General features: G+C 57.8%; 10 protein-coding genes. 5 read left to right on the top strand and 5 right to left on the bottom strand.

The window, feature by feature from the left end; genetic code table 11:
• The first annotated feature begins 4 nt into the window (after nt 1–4).
• Complete coding sequence (locus H6973_10585; GenBank protein ID MCP5126049.1) at nt 5–2,194, top strand: hypothetical protein; 2,190 nt, start codon at nt 5–7, stop codon at nt 2,192–2,194.
• A 54-nt stretch (nt 2,195–2,248) separates the two neighbouring features.
• On the opposite strand, the gene H6973_10580 is transcribed toward H6973_10585, so the two are convergent.
• Nucleotides 2,249–4,009 carry an NAD-dependent malic enzyme gene (locus H6973_10580; protein ID MCP5126048.1) on the bottom strand — a complete coding sequence of 587 codons (1,761 nt, stop codon included), beginning with the start codon at nt 4,007–4,009 and terminating at the stop codon, nt 2,249–2,251.
• Between the two features lie 289 nt (nt 4,010–4,298).
• Here H6973_10580 and H6973_10575 point away from each other — a divergent pair, with 289 nt between their 5' ends.
• Nucleotides 4,299–5,006, top strand: coding sequence for a response regulator transcription factor (locus H6973_10575; protein MCP5126047.1), 708 nt, complete (start codon nt 4,299–4,301; stop codon nt 5,004–5,006).
• Nucleotides 5,000–6,478, top strand: coding sequence for a sensor histidine kinase (locus H6973_10570; GenBank protein ID MCP5126046.1), 1,479 nt, complete (start codon nt 5,000–5,002; stop codon nt 6,476–6,478). Before H6973_10575 ends, H6973_10570 begins: the two co-directional genes overlap by 7 nt.
• Before the next feature lie 33 nt (nt 6,479–6,511).
• Here the strand turns inward: H6973_10570 and H6973_10565 are convergent, their stop codons facing one another.
• A complete protein-coding gene (locus tag H6973_10565; GenBank protein MCP5126045.1) occupies nt 6,512–8,659 on the bottom strand; it encodes an SLC26A/SulP transporter family protein in 2,148 nt (715 codons plus the stop codon).
• A gap of 237 nt (nt 8,660–8,896) precedes the next feature.
• On the opposite strand from H6973_10565, the gene H6973_10560 reads away from it, so the two are divergent.
• Nucleotides 8,897–9,673 (top strand): ferredoxin--NADP reductase, encoded by a 777-nt coding sequence (locus tag H6973_10560; protein MCP5126044.1) that lies wholly within the window; start codon nt 8,897–8,899, stop codon nt 9,671–9,673.
• Here H6973_10560 and H6973_10555 read toward each other — a convergent pair.
• The 3 genes from H6973_10555 to H6973_10545 are packed head-to-tail and all read right to left on the bottom strand — an operon-like array spanning nt 9,555 to nt 13,833.
• On the bottom strand, nt 9,555–11,621 hold the full coding sequence (locus H6973_10555) for a transglutaminase domain-containing protein (protein MCP5126043.1): 2,067 nt from the start codon (nt 11,619–11,621) through the stop codon (nt 9,555–9,557). The two genes, H6973_10560 and H6973_10555, sit on opposite strands and share 119 nt — an antisense overlap.
• Nucleotides 11,618–12,901: a DUF58 domain-containing protein gene (locus H6973_10550; GenBank protein MCP5126042.1), complete on the bottom strand. Its 1,284-nt coding sequence runs from the start codon at nt 12,899–12,901 to the stop codon at nt 11,618–11,620. The genes H6973_10555 and H6973_10550 overlap by 4 nt, the downstream gene beginning before the upstream one ends.
• Before the next feature lie 2 nt (nt 12,902–12,903).
• Nucleotides 12,904–13,833 (bottom strand): MoxR family ATPase, encoded by a 930-nt coding sequence (locus tag H6973_10545; protein MCP5126041.1) that lies wholly within the window; start codon nt 13,831–13,833, stop codon nt 12,904–12,906.
• A 291-nt stretch (nt 13,834–14,124) separates the two neighbouring features.
• Between H6973_10545 and H6973_10540 the strand changes: the two genes are divergently transcribed.
• The gene (locus H6973_10540) at nt 14,125–20,793 is read left to right on the top strand and encodes a PAS domain S-box protein (GenBank protein MCP5126040.1); all 6,669 of its coding nucleotides are present in this window, start codon (nt 14,125–14,127) and stop codon (nt 20,791–20,793) included.
• Nucleotides 20,794–20,795 lie beyond the last annotated feature (2 nt).

Raw genomic sequence — 20,795 nt, 5'->3', positions numbered from 1 at the left:
CGCCATGAGCAAGATCCTGTTGAAAGGACTGATGCTGGTATGGATGTTAATTGGTTGGTTACCGTTCCATCTGGCGCAAGCCGCTTCTGGAACGCCCGAAGCGAAGATGACCGCCACGGTGATCGAGTTCAGCGTGCGGGGCGATCTGCATGAACAAGCCGGCGCCATCCTTGCCGACCTGATGATGTCGGCGCTCGCTAATACCGGACGTTTCACCCTCAAGGACCGGTTAGCGTTGTCGGCGGCGGCCAAGATCGCCAAACAGCAGGAACTCGGCTCCACGGGTTTGCTCGATCCAAAAACTGCGGCTGAATTGGGCCGACGCTATGGCGTGGACGCGGTAGTCACCGGCGCAGTCAACAAACTGGGGGACTTGATCACTGTCACAGCGCGCCTGATCGATACCCGAACGGCTTCCCTGTTGCGCAGCGGCCAGATTCAGGGCAGAAATATTGACACCATCCAGATCAAGGTCAACGAACTGGCGGCGATGATTACGACGCCGCCGGAACCGCCGCAAACCTACCGGTTAACGGTCAGGACCCAACCGGCCGAGGCCAGCGTTCGCTTACTGAACAGTCCAATTCCCTATCAGCCCGGTGTGCGGTTGCCACCGGGAAATTATGAAATTGAAATCGGCCAGACCGGGTATGCCGCAAGCCGGAAAAGCGTCAGGATTGAGGATCGTGACGTAGCAATCGATGTCGAACTGGAAAAAACCAGGCATGGTTTAACAATTCGCCCGGAACCGGCGGACGCGACAGTTCGGTTGTTGGGTGTTTCAGGCGCTTATCAACCAGGAATGCCACTGGCGCCGGGCAATTATGAGATCGAAGTTGCGCGTGAAGGCTACGTCTCGCGCAAAGTGCCCGTACGGATTGCTGATAGTGATCTGACTGTGCCGGTGAAGCTGGAAAAACAACCGCCACCGCCACCGCCAGAACAGTATCATCTGACCGTGCAGACCGATCCTGCTCAAGCAACGATTCGGTTGCTGAATGTAAAGACCCCCTATCAACCCGGCATGGAGCTGCCGCCTGGCGAATACACGGTGGAGGTCAGCGCGGACGGCTACGAACCTTCGAAGGCGCCGGTCAAGATCATTAATAGCGATGTGACCATGCCGGTGAAGCTCGTAAAATTGCCTGAACCGGAGAAACCGACGCTCTATCGGCTGACTGTTCGTCCCAATCCGTCCAATGCGCAAATTCGCATACTGAATATCAGACCTCGCTATGAACCGGGTATTCAGTTGGAATCCGGCAATTATACGGTGGAGGTTTCCCGATCGGGCTATGAAACCCAGGTGCTTACGGTGCGCATCGTGAATGCAGATGTGACGATGCCGGTGACGCTGGTCAAGACGCCTGAACCAGAACCGCCGCCATCCTACCGGCTCACGCTGCGAACTGATCCCGCTGACGCTCAGGTTCGGTTACTGGGAATTAAACCTCGTTATCAACCCGGCATCGCATTAGAGCCGGGTAGCTACACGGTAGAGGTTTCCCGCTCCGGTTATCAAACCCAGCGGTTGACCGTGCGCATTGCCAATGCTGACGTGATCGCACCGGTAACGCTGATTAAGGAACCGGAACCGGTCGCGCCGGTTCAACCGCCCGAACCAGCCACCTATCGGTTGACCGTGCGCACCGATCCGTCTCGGGCGCGCGTGCGGTTGGTCAACTCCTCGTTTACCTACCGCCCAGGGGTGCGCCTGCCGCCAGGCGAGTACACGGTGGAGGTCAGCCGGAGCGGCTACGAAACGAAACAGGTCTCGGTGCGAATTGCCAATCGCGATGTGACCGAGTCGATCAGTCTGGAGCGGATTGCCACAGCGGCTCCGCCAACCCCTCCCACTCCAGCGCCTGCCCCGCCTTCGCAAGCAGGCGCCTGGCGAATTGGCTCGATTCAGATTGACGGTTCAATCACCGGTGTTGATCGCAACGAAGTGCAACGGGTGTTGAACCGCTACATGGGTCAGACGGTTAACCGCGACAGCTTGTTGAATGCGGCGATGCAGGCCTATCGTACTACGGGAATCACCTTAAGTTTTGTGGTGCGCAATGCGGCGTCAGGATCGGCGCAATTACAGGCGCGCGTCAGCCGGCGGCTGCGGCGGACGTATGAAAGCTCGATTCCGCTGGTGACCCGCAGTCAGATCGAACGATCCGGCTTCGATGTGTCGGTGGAATAAGGAGGTTGCCCTCCTCTCGCCCGCTTGCGGGAGAGAGGCTGGGGAAGAGAGACGTTAATAACCAGGATGATCAATCATCGCGGTATGATCGCCACGCACGATGGGTAGATAGCGTGGTTTCCAGAAGCGCGAGCGCAGGTAAGCATCGAGATCGCGTCCCGCCAGATCAGTCTTTTCGGCAACACCCTCGCGCAACGCCTGCTCGATGACTCGCACGCCGACCCGGATGCTGACCTCCCGCAATTCCCCCACCGGCGGATAGACCCTGCCGGCCCGCAAGTGCGCGGCAGCGGTGTAGTCGGCCAGCGCATAGGCGGCTTCCAGCACCATGCTGTCCGTGATCTCCCGGCATTCGGCCAGAATGGCGCCTAAACCCAGACCGGGAAAGATGAAGGCGTTGTTGCCCTGGCCGATGTGATGCGTTTGACCGTCGCGGACGACATCGGGGAATGGACTACCGGTGGCGACGATGGCCCGGCCTTCGCTCCATTCCAGGATATCCTGTGGCAACGCTTCGCAGGCCGATGTGGGATTAGACAGCGGAAAGATAATGGGGCGGGCAGTGTTACGCGCCATAGTCTGCACAATCGGATGATTGAACGAACCGGTCTGGCCGCTCAAACCCAACAGGGCAGTGGCTTTGGTGTGCTCAATCGTCTCCATCAGAGTGGGAATTTCATTGACTATCGACCAGCCGGCGATTTTTTCGTGGGGTTGCAGATAGTAATGCTTGTAAGCTTCCACTGCGCGCCCCTCCACCAGCAGACCACGCGAATCGATCACACACACCCGATCGCGGGCTTCCTCCTGACTCAAGCCTTCGCGGATGAGTCCCTGGGTGATGGCCCAGGCAACCCCCGCACCGCCGGCGCCGGCGCCGTGAATCACGATGCGCTGATCGCGCAGCGACTCTCCCTTCAGTCGGCTGGCGGATAACAGGCCGGCCAGCGCCACTGCGCCGGTGCCTTGAATATCGTCGTTAAAGGAAGGAATTTGCTTGCGATAGCGCTCCAGAACAGTAAAGGCGACCTCCTTGGCCAAATCTTCCCACTGGATGATGGCGCGTGGCCAGCGCGCATGAATGGCCTTGACAAACTTGTCCAGAAACGTCAGATACCGCTCCCCGCGCAAGCGCCGCTGGCGGACACCGAGATAGAATTCGTCGTTCAACAGTTCCAGCCGGTCGGTGCCGACATCCAGCTTGACGGGCATAGTGTGCAACGGATTGACGCCACCGCCGATGCTATAGATGGCCAGCTTGCCGATGGCGATGGCCAGTCCGCCATAACCCTGATCGCCAATGCCAAGAATCGCCGAGGAATCGGTAGCAACAATCATGCGCACGTCGTTCCAGGGAAAGTTCTCGACCACCCGAGCGGCACGATCAATGTTCAGCGGTGAGAACGACAGTCCGCGCGGGTTCTGATAAAGATGGCTGAATTGCTGCACCGCCTGACCCACAGTCGGGGTGTAGATGATCGGCATCATCTCTTCCAGATGCTGTTCCAGCAAGGCGTAGAACAGGGTTTCGGCGCGCTCCTGCAAGGCGCGCAGGTACTGATACTTGGCGATTGGGTCCGGTTCGCGCAGAAAGCCGCGATAGACGCGAGCAACCTGCTGTTCCAGCGTGTTGACCTGGGGCGGCAGCAGACCGTCCAGCCCCAACGCGACCCGCTCGTCTTCGGTAAAGGCCGTACCCTTGTTGCTCAGCACCAGCCGCAGCAGGGCGATCCCTTCCAGGTAAACTTCCATGTATTCACGGCCTTCGGCGTCCTGCTTGATGTCAAAATAGGGACTGATCGGTTCTCGTTTCATCGGGCGATTTCTGCGGAGCTGCTTGAGACAGGTTGGATAGGAACGATCTCGTTAATGAGGCGGCGCAATATGGCATTTAAAAACGGCAGGGTCAAATAGCTTTGGCGAATGGGTGGACGCCCTGGGCCTGGAACAAGTAATGTAGCTGCCTGACTGACGAACCGATGAGTGAATCGTGATGAATTCGTGATGAAAGCGCGGCCTCCGCGGCGGATCATGGTCTATCGGACACCGATTGGCGGCGGAGGACAATTGCATGTGGACCAACATTGAAGCAGAGTTAAACCCGATGGCGCGCAAAGCACTTCTGGTTGAGGATGACCGCGACATCGCCGCGCTGGTCAAGCTACATCTCCAGGACATCCACTGCGAGGCGGATATTGCCGTTTGCGGACAGGATGCCCTGATCCATTACGCCCGCCAGCGTTACGACCTGGTGATTCTGGATCTGATGTTGCCGGATCTGGATGGATTGGCGGTTTGCCAAAAGCTGCGTACGGGCAACGACTACGTGCCGATTTTGATGTTGACCGCCAAATCGTCGGAAATCGACCGGGTAGTGGGTCTGGAACTGGGCGCGGACGATTATCTGACCAAACCGTTCAGCTTCCCGGAGTTGCTGGCGCGGGTGAAGGCGTTGTTGCGGCGGGCTGAGGCTTTGGGCGGTCGCCAAAGTCCATCGTCGGATAGTGAATGTATTACTCGTGGCCCGCTGATGATTGAAACCGACAAGCGCCGGGTTACCCTCGCCGGTCAGGAGCTGTCGCTGACCGCCAAGGAATTTGACCTGTTGTTGCACTTCGCTCGTCATCCAGGACGAGTATTCAGCCGCGGCCAACTCCTCGATCAGGTTTGGGGTTATGGCCACGAGGGTTATGAACACACGGTCAATTCGCATATCAACCGCCTGCGCGCCAAACTGGAGCCTAATCCGGCGGAACCCCGCTACCTCCTCACCGTCTGGGGCGTAGGCTACAAATTCGCCGAATCATGCTAAAAACCCTCTACGGCAAACTGGCCCTGGCGCTGGCGGCGCTACTCGCCGCCATCGGTTTGAGTTACGGATTGATCAGCCATTCCCTGACCCAGCGTTATCTGCAGGAAGCGCAGCAGGGTTTTAATCGCGATCTCGCCCGCAACCTGGTCGTCGATCAAGGACTGGTCGCCGGCGGTCAACTCGATCTTAAAGCGCTGAAAGCCACGTTTATGCGGTACATGATGATCAATCCGAGCATCGAGATTTATCTGCTGGACGCTCAGGGGAGGATCCTGGCTTATTCGGCGGAGCCGTCTGTTGTCAAGCGCAATCGGGTGGCGCTGGAACCCATCCGGGCGTTTCTCGCTGGCGCTGCCTTGCCGATTTTCGGCGATGACCCGCGCAGTCATGACGCCCGCAAGAGTTTTTCGGTAACGCCCGTCCCCGCGACGGAAGGCGCTGACGGTTATCTGTACGTGGTGCTGCGCGGGCAGATGTATGAATCTTTCGAGCGCATCTACCAGGACAGCTTGCTGTTGCAGCTCAGCGGTTGGGTGCTGGCGGGCAGCTTACTGACGGGATTGTTGATCGGGTTGCTGCTGTTTCACGTCCTGACCCGCCGGTTACGGCGTCTGGCAATCCGGGTCAACGATTTTCAGGGAAGCGATTTTACCGTTTACACACCCTATCAGGGGCAGGGCGTTCAAGGCGATGAAATCGAACAACTGGGCGCGTATTTCGACCGGATGGCGCGGCGCTTGCGGACCCTGATTGCCCATCTCGAAGAGCGGGATACGCTGCGGCGTGAGTTGGTGAACCATGTTTCTCACGATCTGCGCACCCCCCTGGCGGCGTTGCACGGCTATCTGGAGACCTTGCAACTCAAGGCCGACCGCTTATCGCCCGCTGATCAGGTGCTGTATCTCGATGCTGCTTTACGCCATTCGCGACGCTTGGGTCGATTGGTGGGCGACCTGTTTGAATTAGCCAAACTTGACGCCCACGCGATTCAGCCACGCCGGGAGTGCTTTCCCGCCGCCGAACTGGTGCAGGATATCGCGCAGAAATACCAGTTGCCGGCCCGCGAACATCGGATTCGCTTTATGGTGCGTCTGCCGGCGGCGACGCTGTTTGTCGAGGCGGATATCGGATTGCTCGAACGGGTGCTGGACAACCTCATTCTCAATGCATTCTATCATACGCCGCCAGAGGGAATTGTCGCCCTGGAGCTGCGCAGTACCGGCCAGGCCGTGACCTTTGCGATTACCGATACCGGACAGGGCATTGCGCCGGAGGATTTACCGCGCATCTTCGACCGGTTTTATCGCGGTTCCAGCAAAGCCAAGGATGACGGCAATCATTTGGGATTGGGTTTGGCGATCGCCAAGCGGATTGTGGAATTGCATGGCAGTACCTTGTGGGTCGCCAGCAAATTGCATCGGGGAACACAATTTGGTTTTGACCTGCCGATCCGCGCGTATTCCGCATCGTGATGAAAACGTGGTTGGGACTGCCCAACCTGGACTCTACCACTGAATCAGACGCTTGATTTCCCGGGCGCTCCAGCGCAGCGCCCGGCTTTGCAAGCGGCCCAACGCCAGGAGCAGCGCAATGGCGGCATCAGGATAAATCGCTCGCAGCCGGTCAAAATCCGCCCGACTCAATACCCACAGCTCACTACGGCGGATAGCGATGGCCTCGGCGGCGCGCGGACCAGGATCGAGGAAGGCGATTTCGCCAAACACAGTACCCGGCCCATAAACCGCCAGGCGTTTGTATCGTTCATCAGCGACATGCAGCCGGATGTCAATCCGGCCGCGAAGCACCAGATACAGATCCGATCCTGTTTGGTTGGCGTCGAACAACCGCTCGCCGGCTTCCAGGGTCAGCGGGCGAAGCACCGAGGCGAACTCTGCCAATTCCATAGGTTTCATATCACGGCACAGATCAAGCTCCGCCAAGGTAATGTCCTTGTCCAGAGCGGTGGTGTCAATATTCAGCGCTTTGAGCAGGGCATTCTCAGCGTATTCCAACGCCTGATCGGCCCCGGCGAAGGTGCGGACATTGAGTCGTCCTGGGCGCAAGGTGAGACGGCGCAGGGTGCGCTCCACATCCCGGCCCAGGCCCAGTTGCTCAGGGACTTCGCAAAACAGCAATTCCCCGCGATGCGCTTCCAGTCGCGCGGCAATCTGTTGCAACAACCGCACACTGGACAGATCGATCTGAATGACTCGGCGCAGATGCAGGATGACCCAGGACCGCCGGTCGAGATCGGGCAACATTTCCTCGAACAATTGATCGGTCTTGGCGAAGAATAGAACGCCGCTTAAATGATACAGTACGATCCGGTCACCATGATGAGCCAGCCATTCCACTTGATCCGCAGGTCGTTGCCGCACCGAGGGCCGTTCGAGAGCAGTCAGCCGGCGCTGGATGACCGGCAGGCGACTCTGACTGCGGATGAAGAGCAGGATGGCAATACTCAGACCGACTAACACCGCGATCATCAAATCCTGAGCGAAAGTGACAATGGTGACCAGCAGTGCAACCGCCGCATCCAGTCGGGTTCGTCGCTGTTGCGCCCAGGCGATGATGTCTTTTTCCATAAGATTCAAGGCGGAAGCGATGATAATGCCGGCCAGTGCGCTGGTTGGCAGCCATTCACCAGCGGAGCCGGCGAACAGCAAAAGGAGGAGCAAAAAGACGCCCGCGGTCAGCGCCGCCCAGCGGCGAGCGCCGGCCTGAACCGCCGTAGTAGTGCCGCCCACGCTGGCTGCGCCGGCCAGGCCACCGATCAAACCAACAACCATCTGCCCGATACTCTGCGCCAGCAATTCGCGGCGGGCATTGTGGCGCTGGCCGGTGGTGGTGTCAGCGATCACTGCGGTCAACAAGGTGTTCAGGGAGGAGAGCACCGCCAAGGTGAAAGCCGCATGCAGGATCAGAGACCAGGGCAGGGAAGACCAGACGGTGAATTGATCGAGCGCCAGGTCAAAATCCGACCAGCGGGGCAGTGCGCCGATCACCCAATGGGACGGAACGGAAGGGGGATTGGTAAGATAAAGAATACATTGATAAAATAGCGTACCGCCGATCAGGCCGATCAAGGGTCCGGGAATGTTCGGCATGAAGCGCGGCGCGTAACGAACGGCGCAGAAGGCGACCACAGTGGTGACCATGGGTAGCCAATACCAGCGCATCCACAGGCCGCTGTAACTAATGCCAAGCCAGGGTTTGATCTGGGATTTGATGAGCAACAGGCCGATGCCGGTGGCGAGACCGGCGAATACCGGGTAGGGAATGAATTTCATCAGCCGCCCGCCCCCGGCGAAGGCGATCATTAACTGAAACAGACCGGCCAGCACGGTGATGGTGAACAGGGCAGGCGCGATCACTCCGGGTGGGACGCCAGCGGCGGTGAGAAGCACAGCCGTGCTACTGAGCAGCGCCATGCTGGCGCCGGTAGGGCCGCTAATCAAGCCAATCGTTCCACCCGCCCCGCCGGAGATTAACAGCAATCCAATCGCCCCAGCCAAACCGGCCAACGCTCCAGGGGCGGTCCCAAGGTAGGGGGCGAATACCGTGACTCCGAAAGCAGTCGCCTGCGGCAAAACGACAGCGGCGGCGATCAGTCCGCCACGCAGGTCGCTGAGAGGGAGAGTAGGAGGTTTCATGCCCTCGGAGAATGGATGAAAACCAGTAGGATGATTTTATGGAGATGCAGTTCCTCGTATTCTGCTGGTTTTGGTAACAGAATCCAATCATAAATTTTAGCTATAAATAAATGAATTTTTATTCCTTTTAATTCGTGAATTCTCCTTATAAGCTAGTCATTAAAACTGAGCGCAATACTCAGGTATTCCCTGCTTCTCATTGATAACTGAGATCAACCCGCAACAGGATCGACCCCGATGAAGGCCAGCGACAAGTACACTGTGGAAACGATTACGGAGATTCGGACCTGGGCGTCCAATCTGTTTTCCTTCAAAACCACCCGCAGCCAGTCCTACCGCTTCATTGCCGGCCAGTTTGCCCGGTTGGGCGTCGTAGATGACCAGGATAAATTAGTGTGGCGGGCTTACTCCATCTGTTCGGCGCCCTATGATGAATTTTTGGAGTTCTACTCGATCGTTGTGCCCGACGGCGCGTTTACTTCGCGGTTGTCAAAACTGAAGATTGGCGACCCGGTGATGGTCGAGAAGAAAAACTATGGCTATCTGACTACCGACCGCTTTGAGTGCGGCAAGGATCTCTGGCTGCTGTCCACTGGCACTGGGCTGGCGCCGTTTCTGTCGATCCTACAGGAGTTTGATACCTGGGAGCAGTACGAAAACATTGTCCTGGTTCACAGCGTGCGTTACCGGCATGAGTTGGCCTATCAGGAGTTCATCGATTCATTCAAGGAGAATGAGTTATTCGCCGAATGCGCTCACAAGCTGAAGTACGTGCCAGTCGTCACTCGGGAACAGGCCGAGCGGTCCACGCTCAATGACCGCATCACGAGTTTGCTGATCAACGGCGAACTGGAAGCGCATGTTGGATTGCCGATTGATCAGGAACGATCGCGAATCATGATTTGCGGCAACCCGGATATGGTGCAGGAAACCCGGCAACTGCTGATCGATCGCGGTTTGACTCTGAGCCTGCGCGGCAAACCTGGCAATATGGCAGTGGAGAATTATTGGTAGAGGTCACAGCCCTGGCCAGTTGCTGTTGTTCTTCCTTCGGCAAGCCTGCGGGATCAAAACGCCAGCGCTGATGCCAGCCGACCATCTCGGTCATGCCGGCGATTTCCCAAGCCCCGATTCGGCGCAGCCAGTGTTCCAGGGTTTCGCCGGGCGGACGAGGGCCTCGCTGGAGGGCAATCCGGTCGAGTATCTGATAGAAAGGCGATTCCGCGCCGGGCGGGATAACGACCGACGCTGGTTTTTTAACGGGCAATCGGCGCATGCGCTGCCGTCGCAGCAGACGCCAGAACAGAATAGCCGCCAGCAGTCCCGCCAATCCCCACAGCCAGCGATTATCCTCTTCGTCGCCGGTGACTTCTCGCCAGCGCCAGCGGCTGAACTGATAAGTCAACCAGTCCCAGAGATCGCCCAGCGTTTGATACCAGGGTGTTCTTGCTTCCTCGAAACCGGTCCAATCCGGTGGTGTGGCGTCAAAATCCTGCCAGCGCTCGTCCAGCCAGACGAGCGCCCAGGCGTGCGCATGACGACGGCGGGCAACGTAGGTTCCCTCCAGAGGACTGTATTCGGATACAGAAAAACCGGTGGCATAGCGGGCAGGGACGCCAGCTGCCCGTAACAGCAACACGGCGGCGGTGGCGAAATATTCGCAATGCCCGGCGCGTACCTTTAGCAGAAAGGTCTCCAGGGCGGTCATGCCCTTTGCGGGTGTGGGCAAATCCAAACTATAACGAAACTGGCCGAGCAGGAAGGCGCGTATTTTGGCGGCGGCGACTGCAGGCGGTTGGCCGGTTAATCCCAGCTCGCTGGCCAGACGTTGCAGGGTAGCCTGTTCCCGGCGAGGCAGAGCCAGATCGAATTCCCCGCCCTCTTCCCCCACTGGAATTTCTGGTTGATATTCGACCTGGTAATCAACCAGTCCCGGTCCTTCGCTGGCCTTGAGCGCGCCCAGACTGCTGCGTTGCAGTTCACCTACCGGCAACCGTTCCAGCCGCCAGGCGTTCGCCGGTAGCGGCAACATACCCGTACCTCGATGCAGCGCCAGCGTGATGTTTAGCTGCCGGATTTCGCTGTCCGATGGGTTACTCAGCCGCCATTCCCGCCCGTCGCCCTGGGGATCAAGGCGAGTGAAACGAACACCCTTAGCCAGCCATACGCCATCGAAATAGCTGTTATAACTGGCGGCGCGCAGTAACCACGGCCCCCGGTCGCCAGGCATGGGCTTGAGGCGTAGAACCACCCGATCTGATAATTTCAACTTGCCGATATCGCCCAGCGAGGTGCTGCTGCGGTAAGGATCGAAATCCACCAACCAGTCTTGAAACCACTCGGCAAAGCGGTCTTCCATATCCAGTTGCAAGCGGTGGAGACCCAGGCTCAGCGGCCAGGCGGCCAGGCCAGCAGCTGTGATTAACACTACGGCCAACGGCCAGCGATAACGCCGAGGCCGCGCAGCGATCAGCAACCAGAACAGCAACGGTCCCGCCCCCAGTAGATACCCTGGCTGTGCAGTGACGCTGGCTGCCAGCAGGCAGACAACGAAATAGGACAGATCCAGCTTCAGCGGTCGCCCGGCCAGCTCGCTTCCCGAACGGCGCAGGGAGTAGAACAGATGCCCCAAGCGGAAGGCTCCCGCTGTGGAATAGCGTTGAATCGCCAGTGGCAGGAACAGCAAGAGTGGAAACCAACTGGCCAGAGTGTAAAGATGCGTTGCCAGCGGCGGCTGATTGAGATAGCGGGTGAACAGCAGAATCAGCGCTCCAACCCAGAGCAGGGCGGTTAGATCGATGACCCGCGCCAATTCCTTATCGCCCAGCGCCCAGCGCCAGCCCACGCGCGGCGCCAGTTCCAAAATTAGCGCCATCGGTAACGCCAGCGGCCACAATTCAGTGCGCCAGCCCCAGAACAACAAGGTGGCGGTCAACAATCCAAACGGGAGAGTCAGGGTCATGACGTCAGCCTCGCCAATTCCATCGCCAGTGTTTCCGCAGTCGCTACGCGGATTCCCGGCTCGGGCGGCGCGGCCAGAGGACCAATGACCAGCGCTACGGTTTCCACGCCCTGTCCCCGCAACAGGTTCAGCAACTGCCGCCGTTCCGCATCCCAATTCAGCAGTACACACACGCAGGCGCTCAACTCCGGCGCGTGACTGGCGACCATAGACCGCAGTTGGGAAAACGCCTGATCCCGGCGCGGGGTCACGCACGCCAGAATTTCCAGCAACTGTTCCGTCTGGCCTAAACCCCGTCCGGTGGTAAAGCAGTAAGCCCGGTCGCCGACGAACAGTAAATCCAGCAGCGCCTCCGGGCCGCGTTCAGCGGTCGCAATCGAGGCAGCAGCGGATACGGCGGTTTCAAATCGTGCGTCATCCACGCCGGCGGCAAAGCTGTCCAGCAGCAGGCCGTAGCGCACGAAAAATTCATCCTGGAATTCCTTGACAATCGGTTCACCGCGCTTGGCGAAGCTGCGCCAGTGGATGCGGCGCGGCGGATCGCCCGGACGGTACTCGCGTAAACCAACAAATTCATCTTCCTCGCCGACCGATTGCGCCAGATTAACCCCGCCACGCTGATAGCGCCGCCCATCGTGAAAGTGGAGCGGGGAAACCGGATAGCGGCGCGGCAGGACCAGCAGCCGGTCAGCCAGTGGTTGGTGGAACAAGCGTTTCCAGAGTCCCAGCGGGTCAGGTCGTCCAAAATGCAGTGCGGCAAATTCCAGCCAGCCCCGGCGCAGTGGGGTCAGCATCAATTCCGCTTCAGTCGTCGCCTCTGGCGGTAGAACCGGCAGCGCATGGGCGGCGCTATTGGCTCCGCGCGCCCAAGTAGTCCAGTGACGCCACTGGCGATAGGTGGGCAAGCGTCCAAAGGTCGCGGAAGACGGCGGCGTATCGCGCAGTTCGTCGAACACGCTCAAATCATGTTGCACCCGAGCGCCGTGATTGTGCAACGCTAATCGGTAGCGCAGCGGTTGATCGACGGTGGCAAAGCGCGGTAATTGACGCCTGGCAGTCACCGTCAGTTTGCCAAAGCGACTGATAAGAAAAGCGATTATAAAAAAGACGGTCAGCAACACGAGCAACTGGTAGGTCATGCCAACCTGGGTGTTGACGCCAAACGCGCCCGCCGCGATCCAGCCGCCGAATAGCCAGCCGCCCAGCGGCGTCAAATGTTGCCGGAGAAAATGTCCGGGACGATAGACCGCAGCATACAGACGAAGCAGCGGATGAGACATGGTTAAACCGGCGCGGCAACCTGCCGGAGGACTTCACTTGCCACCGCTTCCGCCGTCAGGCCGCTAAACCGCGCCTGGGGGTCGAGCTTCAGACGATGGGCCAGCACCGGAACCGCCAGTTCCTGCACATGATCGGGCGTAACAAAATCCAGCCCGTCGAACAAGGCCAGCGCCCGCGTGGTTTTCATCAGCGTCAGCGAGGCGCGCGGACTGGCGCCCATTGCAACGCCCGGCGCGGTGCGGGTAGCCACCACCAGTTCCACCAGATAACGACTCACTTCGTCACTCATGCGGATCGCTGTAGCCGCATGTCGCAAGCTTTCCAACGCTGCACGGTCCGCGCAGGCGAGCAGCGTATCCAGCGGATGTTGCTCCCGTTGCGCCGTCAACACGGCGATTTCCCCCGCCACATCGGGATAACCCAGACCAAAGCGCAGGGCGAACCGATCCATTTGCGCTTCCGGCAGCGGATAGGTGCCGTGAAATTCAATCGGATTCTGGGTGGCGATGACAAAGAACCACTCTCCCAGGTCATGACGCTGGCCATCCAGGCTGATCTGCCGTTCGCCCATTGCTTCCAGCAAGGCGGCCTGAGTGCGCGGCGAGGCGCGGTTAATTTCATCGGCCAGCAAGACCTCAGTGAACGCCGGGCCGCGATGCAGGCGGAATTCCTGCCGCTGCGGATCGAAAATGGAGACACCCAGCAAGTCAGAGGGCAACAAGTCGGGAGTGAACTGAATCCGCCGAAATTTCAAAGTCAGCGAACGAGCGAAGGCTTTGGCCAGAGTGGTTTTACCGGTTCCCGGCAAGTCTTCCAGCAACACATGACCGCCGACAATGAAAGCGGCTAACAGCCAGCGAATCGTCCGGCGCTGACCGATCATGATTTTTTCCAGATTATTCAATAAAACAGCGTAAGTTTCACGATGCATAGCGTAGGCAGTGAGCGACAATAGTGTGCAGATTTGGTTTTATACCAGGACTGTGCATTCATATCGAGTATCGAATGAATACTTTATGAGCTTAATAGAGACTTCTTTTCCTGCATCATTACCCTATAATTAATACAGGTTCCAAGTGTCAGGTTTCAGGAACGGAAACAGGGAGTTGTTCCCGAATTTATCCGGCTTCCATCTGGAAAGACCAATATATAGGGTTAATAAAACCGCTGCCAGGGAGCGCTTTCCATCCTGGTAATCGGCGTCGATCAGTTAGGAGATTCGATGAAGGAAACCAAATCCAAGACAAATCAGCAAGCGAAGATTGGCGCTGTTGACGTGAGGCTGGTGGGCATTGGCGCATCTGCTGGTGGGTTGGAAGCGTTGCGCGAACTGATGGAATCGCTGCCCGACTCCAATGCCTTGTCCTATATCATCGCCCAGCATGTCTCGCCCACCCACATCAGCATGTTGATGAGCCTGCTCTCGCCGATGACAAAACTGCAAGTGAAAGACCTGGTGGACCGCCAGTCGCCTGAACCGGGCGTCGTCTACATCACCCCGCCTAACAAGGACGTTATTCTGGAGCAGGGTCAACTGCGCCTCACGGAACCCCAAGCTGCAATTGGCCCCAAGCCTTCGGTCAACCATTTCTTTCACTCCCTCGCCGACGAAGTGGGAGAACAAGCCATCGGCATCATTCTCTCCGGCACGGGTTCCGACGGGGCGGCAGGCATCCGCGCCATTAAGGCGGCAGGCGGCATCACCATCGCCCAGGAACCGGAGACGGCTAAATATGACGGCATGCCCAAGGCTGCTATCCATACCGGCAATGTGGATCTCATCCTGGCCCCAAGCAAGATCGGCCCCGCCCTCGAACGCCTGCTGTCTCTGCCTCGAGGTCTGCCGCTCGACGCCGATGACGCGTCAGACACCGACGAATACACCCAGATTAGCAATCTGGTGCGGATAAACACGGCCTTCAAGCTCAATGACTACAAACCGGCCACGGTGCGGCGGCGCATCGCCCGACGGATGAATATCGTTGGCGTCGACACACTCAAGGCGTACATCGCATATTTGGAGGCAAATCGGGAAGAATCGCATGCCTTGATGCGTGACGCCTTTATCAGCGTGACCGCCTTCTTTCGCGATCAGGATGCTTTTTCCGTCCTGGCGCAGATGATCAAAAAGGTTGTACAGGAACGCGAAAACAGCGAGGTCATCCGCTGCTGGGTGCCAGGCTGCGCTTCGGGCGAAGAGGTTTACAGCATCGCCATGCTGTTTGAGGAAGCCCTGCGTAACCAGGGCAAGGCGAGCTTGCAGTATATGATTTTTGCTTCCGATCTGGACGACAACGCCCTCGACCGGGCGCGAGCCGCCCTGTACCCGGTGAGTGAACTGGAGAATGTGCCCAAATCCTTGCGTGACTCCTACATGCAGATCATGGGGGATCACTATCGCATCATCAAGAGCATCCGCAATCGTATCGTCTTTGCCCGACAGAACGTCATTGAAGACCCGCCTTTCGCCCACCTGGACCTGATCAGTTGCCGCAACTTGCTGATCTACCTGAATCCACCGGTGCAGAAGCGGGTTCTGGAAATTTTCCATTACGCCCTCAATCCTGGCGGCTGGCTGTTTCTCGGTAAATCCGAAACGATCGATCAGCACAATGACCTGTTCAAAGTCGTGGACCGCCGCACCCGCCTTCACCAACGCCTGGAGGGGATACCTCACTATGTGCTACCCATCGGTGTCCGGGATCAGTCCGGGAATCAGGAGGGTGGGCGCACGATCACCACCAGCACCGATTTGGTCAGTATGCACACTCTGGAGCAGTTAGCCGAGCGTTACGCACCCCCCTCCCTGGTGGTCAATGCCGAGGACAATGTGGTGCATTTCCACGGTAATCTGAAGCCTTTGCTCAATTTCCCCAAGGGACGAGCGGAGTTGTATCTGTTCGAGCTGGTGGAACCCGCTCTGCGCGCCGAGTTGCGGGCGCTGGTCTACCGCTGCCGCCGTGACTTGCAACTAGCCCAAGGTAGCGCCTGGCCTATCGAGATCAATGGCCAGCGCTACACCGTAACCCCGGTGGTGAGTCCCCTGGATGTCGGCCGGAAGGCGCTGCTCCTGATCTCATTCCCGGTCACCCGCTTGGAAGAAGAAGGCAAACGGGCTGTGGTGAGCGCCACGAGCGATGAGCGGGATAACCTCATTATCAGAGAGTTGGAGCAGGAGCTGGCTAACACCCGCACCCATCTCAATGTCGTCGTGGAAGAACTGGAGACTTCTAACGAGGAACTGCAATCGCTCAATGAGGAATTGCAGTCCACCAACGAAGAGCTGCAATCCGCCAACGAAGAGCTGCAAACCGCCAACGAAGAATTGCAGTCCACCAACGAAGAGTTGCTGACGGTCAACGAGGAGCTGCAGGTCAAATCGGCGGAACTGGAAATCACCGCTAGCGACCTCATCAACGTCAAGGAGAGCCTGACTTTCCCCTTGATCGTGGTCGACGAGCAACTACGCATTACTCAGGTCAACGCGGCGTGCAGCGCCATCGTCGTCATAGACGCCCCTCTGGAGGGCAGTGCTCTCAACAGCGTGCAATGGCAGGTGGAGGTTGCTGGCTTAAACGGCCAGGTGCGTAGCGTTCTCAAGGACGGTCAACAACATCGGACCACGGTCCGTTCCGAGAAAGGCTCCATCTATAGCTTGAACATCATGCCCTATTGCCAAGAGCAAGGCGCTATTACCGGCGCTGTGCTCGTTTTTAAGGATATCACGATCCAGCATGAGGCCGAGCAGGCATTGCGAGACAGCGAAGAACGTTTCCGGCAAGTAACTGAATCCTTGCCGCAGTTGATCTGGACCTGTGCGGCTGATGGCTCATGCGACTACCTCAGCCCACAATGGGTGCGTTACACCGGCAAAAGCGAGGCTGAGCAACTGCTGAACGACGGCTGGTTGGAGCAACTCCATCCCGACGATCGCCAGCGAACGATCAACGAATGGCAAGCCACCACCGCGCAAGGGCGTCACTTCGCTATTGAGTTTCGTATCCGCCGACACGATGGCGCCTATCGCTGGTTTCGCACGTTGGCCGTGCCGCTGCGTGATGAGCAAGGCAATGTCGCCAAGTGGTTTGGCAGCAATACGGATATCGACGATATCAAGCAAGCTGAGAAAGCGTTGCAGGAAAGCGAAGCAAAGATCAGTCACATTATCGACATCATGCCCAATGCGGTACTGTTGATCGACGAGCAAGGGCGCATCCAGCGGACGAATCAACGCACAGCACAGATATTCGGCTACGAACAGACGGCTTTGTTCGGCCAGCCCGTGGAGATGCTGATTCCGGAACGTTTCCGTGCAACCCATGCAGGCTTGCGCCAGGGATATACGGCCGATCCAGCCATACGACCCATGAGCACAGGGCGGGATCTCTATGGCTTACACCAGGATGGACATGAGATACCGGTCGAAGTCGCGCTGGCGCCTTTAACCGCTGGCGAGACCCGATATGTGGTTGTTTCCGTGGCTGATATCACCGAACGAAAAGCAGCCGAGGACGCGCGCGCTTCAGCAATGAGATGCCTGGAAGTAGCGACCAAAGCAGCGGGAATCGGTATCTGGGTTTGGGACTTGGTCGACAATACCTTGATCTGGGATCAACGGATGTACGAACTTTATCAAGTACCCGAAGCAATCAAGGCGACGGGCATCTGTTACGATTTCTGGCGTTTGTGTGTTCACCCGAAGGATCTGGAGCGCGTCGAGCAGGAACTTACGGTGGCGATCCGAGGAGAAAAACCCTACGACAGCGACTTCCGGATTGTGCGGCCAGATGGATCGATTCGCTATATTCAGTCGGCGGCGCTTGTTGAGGCGGACGAATCCGGCAAGCCCTGTCGCTTCGTGGGCATCAATCGTGACCTGACGGAGCAGAGGCGCAATGAAGCGCGGTTGAAACAAAGCGAACACCAGTTACGGGCGATCATTGCCGCTTCGCCCGCGCCTAAGGCGCTGAGTGAAGGTGAGCGCCTGGTCTATATCAACCCCGCGTTCAGTCAAACATTGGGCTATTGTCTCGAAGACATCCCGACACTGGATTACTGGTGGTCCAAAACCTGCCCCGACGCAGAATATCGGGAACAGATCAGGCAGGATTGGTTGATCCGGGTCGAGCAATCCTGCCAGGGAGCGCCGTTCTCTCCGATAGAGATGCGGTTATGCTGCAAAGACGGCAGCATGCGCATCGTGCAGGCAGAAGCCAAGGCCCTGCCGGACCTCGGTGACGGTATGAGCCTGATGACGCTGTTCGACATCACCACATTGCGCAATACCACGGAGCGCCTGCAAACGCTGCTCGACACCGCCAGCGACGGCATTCACATTCTCGATGAGGACGGCGATGTGGTTGAATTCAGCCAGTCCTTCGCGCGCATGCTGGGCTATACCCCCAAAGAAATGGCGCGGTTGAACGTAGCCGACTGGGATGCTCAGATCCCGCGTGAACAGTTGATGATCGAGTTGCACAAGCTCATCAGCGAACCGCGCACTTTCGAGACTCAACACCGCCGCAAAAACGGCGTGATTTTCGATGCCGAGATCAATGCCAAGGGCATCCGATTGGGCGAACAGACCTACTTGTATGCCTCGGCGCGGGACATTACCGAGCGCAAACGGGCAGAAACAGCTCTTATCGAAGCGCGCGCTAAGGCCGAGTCTGCAAATCGCGCAAAGTCAGATTTTCTGGCGAATATGAGCCACGAAATTCGTACGCCAATGAACGCGGTGCTGGGACTGGCGCAGTTGCTGTTGGATACCGAACTGACCTCCCATCAGCGCGATTACCTGACGAAGCTGCACCATTCGGCCCGTTCGCTGCTGGGTATCCTCAACGATATTCTCGATTATTCCAAGATTGAGGCCGGTAAACTGGATCTCGAAACGGTTGAGGTCGAGCTTGCTGAACTCCTTGAGAGCACGTCTCGCTTGTTTAGCTTGGCCGCAGAAGGCAAAGATATCGAACTGGTTTTTGATGTGGCTCCGGATATTCCGCCGGTGCTGGTTGGCGATCCCTTGCGCCTCAAGCAGATTCTCAATAATCTGCTGGGTAATGCTATCAAGTTCACCTACCAAGGTTATATCCAGGTAACAATAAAACAGTTACAGAGGCAGGGTGACGACATAACTCTGCAGATCTCGATCTACGACACCGGGATTGGCATGACGCCCGAACAAGTCGGTCGGCTGTTCCAGGCTTTCGAACAGGCCGATGCTTCGACCACCCGCCAGTTCGGCGGCAGTGGACTGGGGTTGGCCATCACCAAGCGCCTGGTCGAAATGATGGGGGGGAACCTTTCGGTCGAGAGCGAGTGGGGACAGGGCAGCACCTTCGCGTTCACCGTGTGTCTGAAAACTCCGTCCAACTCAGCCCAGCGTCACATCGCCACTGCTCTGCACAACATGCGAACTCTGATCGTGGAGGACCACGCGGTTTCCTGCGATGTGTTGCATAGTATTCTGGCTGGCTGGTCTTTCCAGGTCGATGTCGTCCACTCAATAGAGGAGAGTTTGGCGAAGGCCGTGGATATGTGCCGCAGCGGACAACCTTACGAACTGGTTCTTGTCAGTTGGAAGCTGCTGGGCGTCGACGGTATTGAATTCGTTCGCCGACTTCGAGAGGAAGAGGCAAAACTATCTACGAGTATTTGTCAGACCATCGTAGTCATGGCGACCGCCTACCGGCACCAAGAGATTCAGCAAGCAGCCCAGGATCTTCAGATCGACGCTATCCTGGAAAAGCCGGTCATACCTTCGCGGCTTTTTAATCTGGTCAATGACTTGCAATCTGGAAGTCGACAATCTGGAAGACTGGATTCTGAGTGCTCCCAATGCGACGATCTACAGGATGGCCGCGATCGTCTGCGGATGCTTCAGGGTTCCCGGCTCCTGTTGGTCGAAGACAATCTAACCAATCAACTGGTCGCGCAGGATTTGTTGAAGAAGATGGGTCTGTCTGTCACCATTGCGAATAACGGTCGCGAGGCAGTCGAACAAGCGTCGGTTCAGCGTTTCGATGTCATTCTGATGGATTTGCAGATGCCGGAAATGGATGGTCTTGAAGCGACAAAACGCCTTCGCGCTTTGCCCGAAGGGCAAACAGTGCCGATTATCGCCATGACTGCGGCGGTGATGAGCGCTGATCGTGAAGCCAGCCTGTCGGTGGGCATGAACGACTTTATAACCAAACCCATTGATGTCAATAAACTGACCTCTATATTGCTGCGATGGATTCCGCCGATGACGGATGACAAGTCGCCTATTCCGCCTAAGACAGCTACGGGCAACGCAGGATCCCCCTTTTCGATGGCCGGACTGGATCTTGCGCAAGCGGTCATGCGCCTGGGAGGGGATTGGGCGTTACTGCGCCGTACTTTGCACAATTTCGCGCGTGACTTTGCCGGCAGCGCCACCGCACTCGATGAATATCTTGCCCAAGGCCGCTGGCCGGAAGCCCGGCGTCTGGTCCATACGATCAAGGGCATGGCGCTTTCCATCGAAGCCCATCCCCTGCATGAAATCGCCGAGCAGTTTGAACAGGAACTGGAGGCGACCCAATGTCGCTCCAAAGCACGCTTTCAGGCTGTCCTGACCGAGACGCTGGCCAAGATCGCCGCCGCGCCGGAAACCGAATCGGCTGGGTTGAGTGACCCCAACAATGCGCAAATGAAGACGCTGGTCAACGAAATACAAGCTACCCTAGCGTTGTCCGGTTTCGTGGCTCCCGCCTTGATCGATGCGCTAGGCCAGCATTGCGCCCAACCGAAACAGCGCGCGCTTTTTCAGAAATTCAAAAATCAGGTGGATGTCTTCAACTACGCTGCCGCCCAAGCCACGCTGATCGAACTGGCTGCCCTGAGCCAAAAGGATAGCGAAGGTTGATT

It is taken from the genome of Gammaproteobacteria bacterium, from assembly GCA_024235095.1.
Classification (GTDB): Bacteria; Pseudomonadota; Gammaproteobacteria; order Competibacterales; family Competibacteraceae; genus UBA2383.
Note: the sequence above shows the minus strand (reverse complement) of the source record. Positions and strands in the feature narration are given on the sequence as shown.

Coding starts and splice junctions, on each gene's coding strand:
- H6973_10565 (MCP5126045.1), bottom strand. CDS start 8,659: ATGAAACCTCCTACTCTCCCTCTCAGCGACCTGCGTGGCGGACTGATC.
- H6973_10585 (MCP5126049.1), top strand. CDS start 5: ATGAGCAAGATCCTGTTGAAAGGACTGATGCTGGTATGGATGTTAATT.
- H6973_10580 (MCP5126048.1), bottom strand. CDS start 4,009: ATGAAACGAGAACCGATCAGTCCCTATTTTGACATCAAGCAGGACGCC.
- H6973_10540 (MCP5126040.1), top strand. CDS start 14,125: ATGAAGGAAACCAAATCCAAGACAAATCAGCAAGCGAAGATTGGCGCT.
- H6973_10545 (MCP5126041.1), bottom strand. CDS start 13,833: ATGCATCGTGAAACTTACGCTGTTTTATTGAATAATCTGGAAAAAATC.
- H6973_10570 (MCP5126046.1), top strand. CDS start 5,000: ATGCTAAAAACCCTCTACGGCAAACTGGCCCTGGCGCTGGCGGCGCTA.
- H6973_10550 (MCP5126042.1), bottom strand. CDS start 12,901: ATGTCTCATCCGCTGCTTCGTCTGTATGCTGCGGTCTATCGTCCCGGA.
- H6973_10560 (MCP5126044.1), top strand. CDS start 8,897: ATGAAGGCCAGCGACAAGTACACTGTGGAAACGATTACGGAGATTCGG.
- H6973_10555 (MCP5126043.1), bottom strand. CDS start 11,621: ATGACCCTGACTCTCCCGTTTGGATTGTTGACCGCCACCTTGTTGTTC.
- H6973_10575 (MCP5126047.1), top strand. CDS start 4,299: ATGGCGCGCAAAGCACTTCTGGTTGAGGATGACCGCGACATCGCCGCG.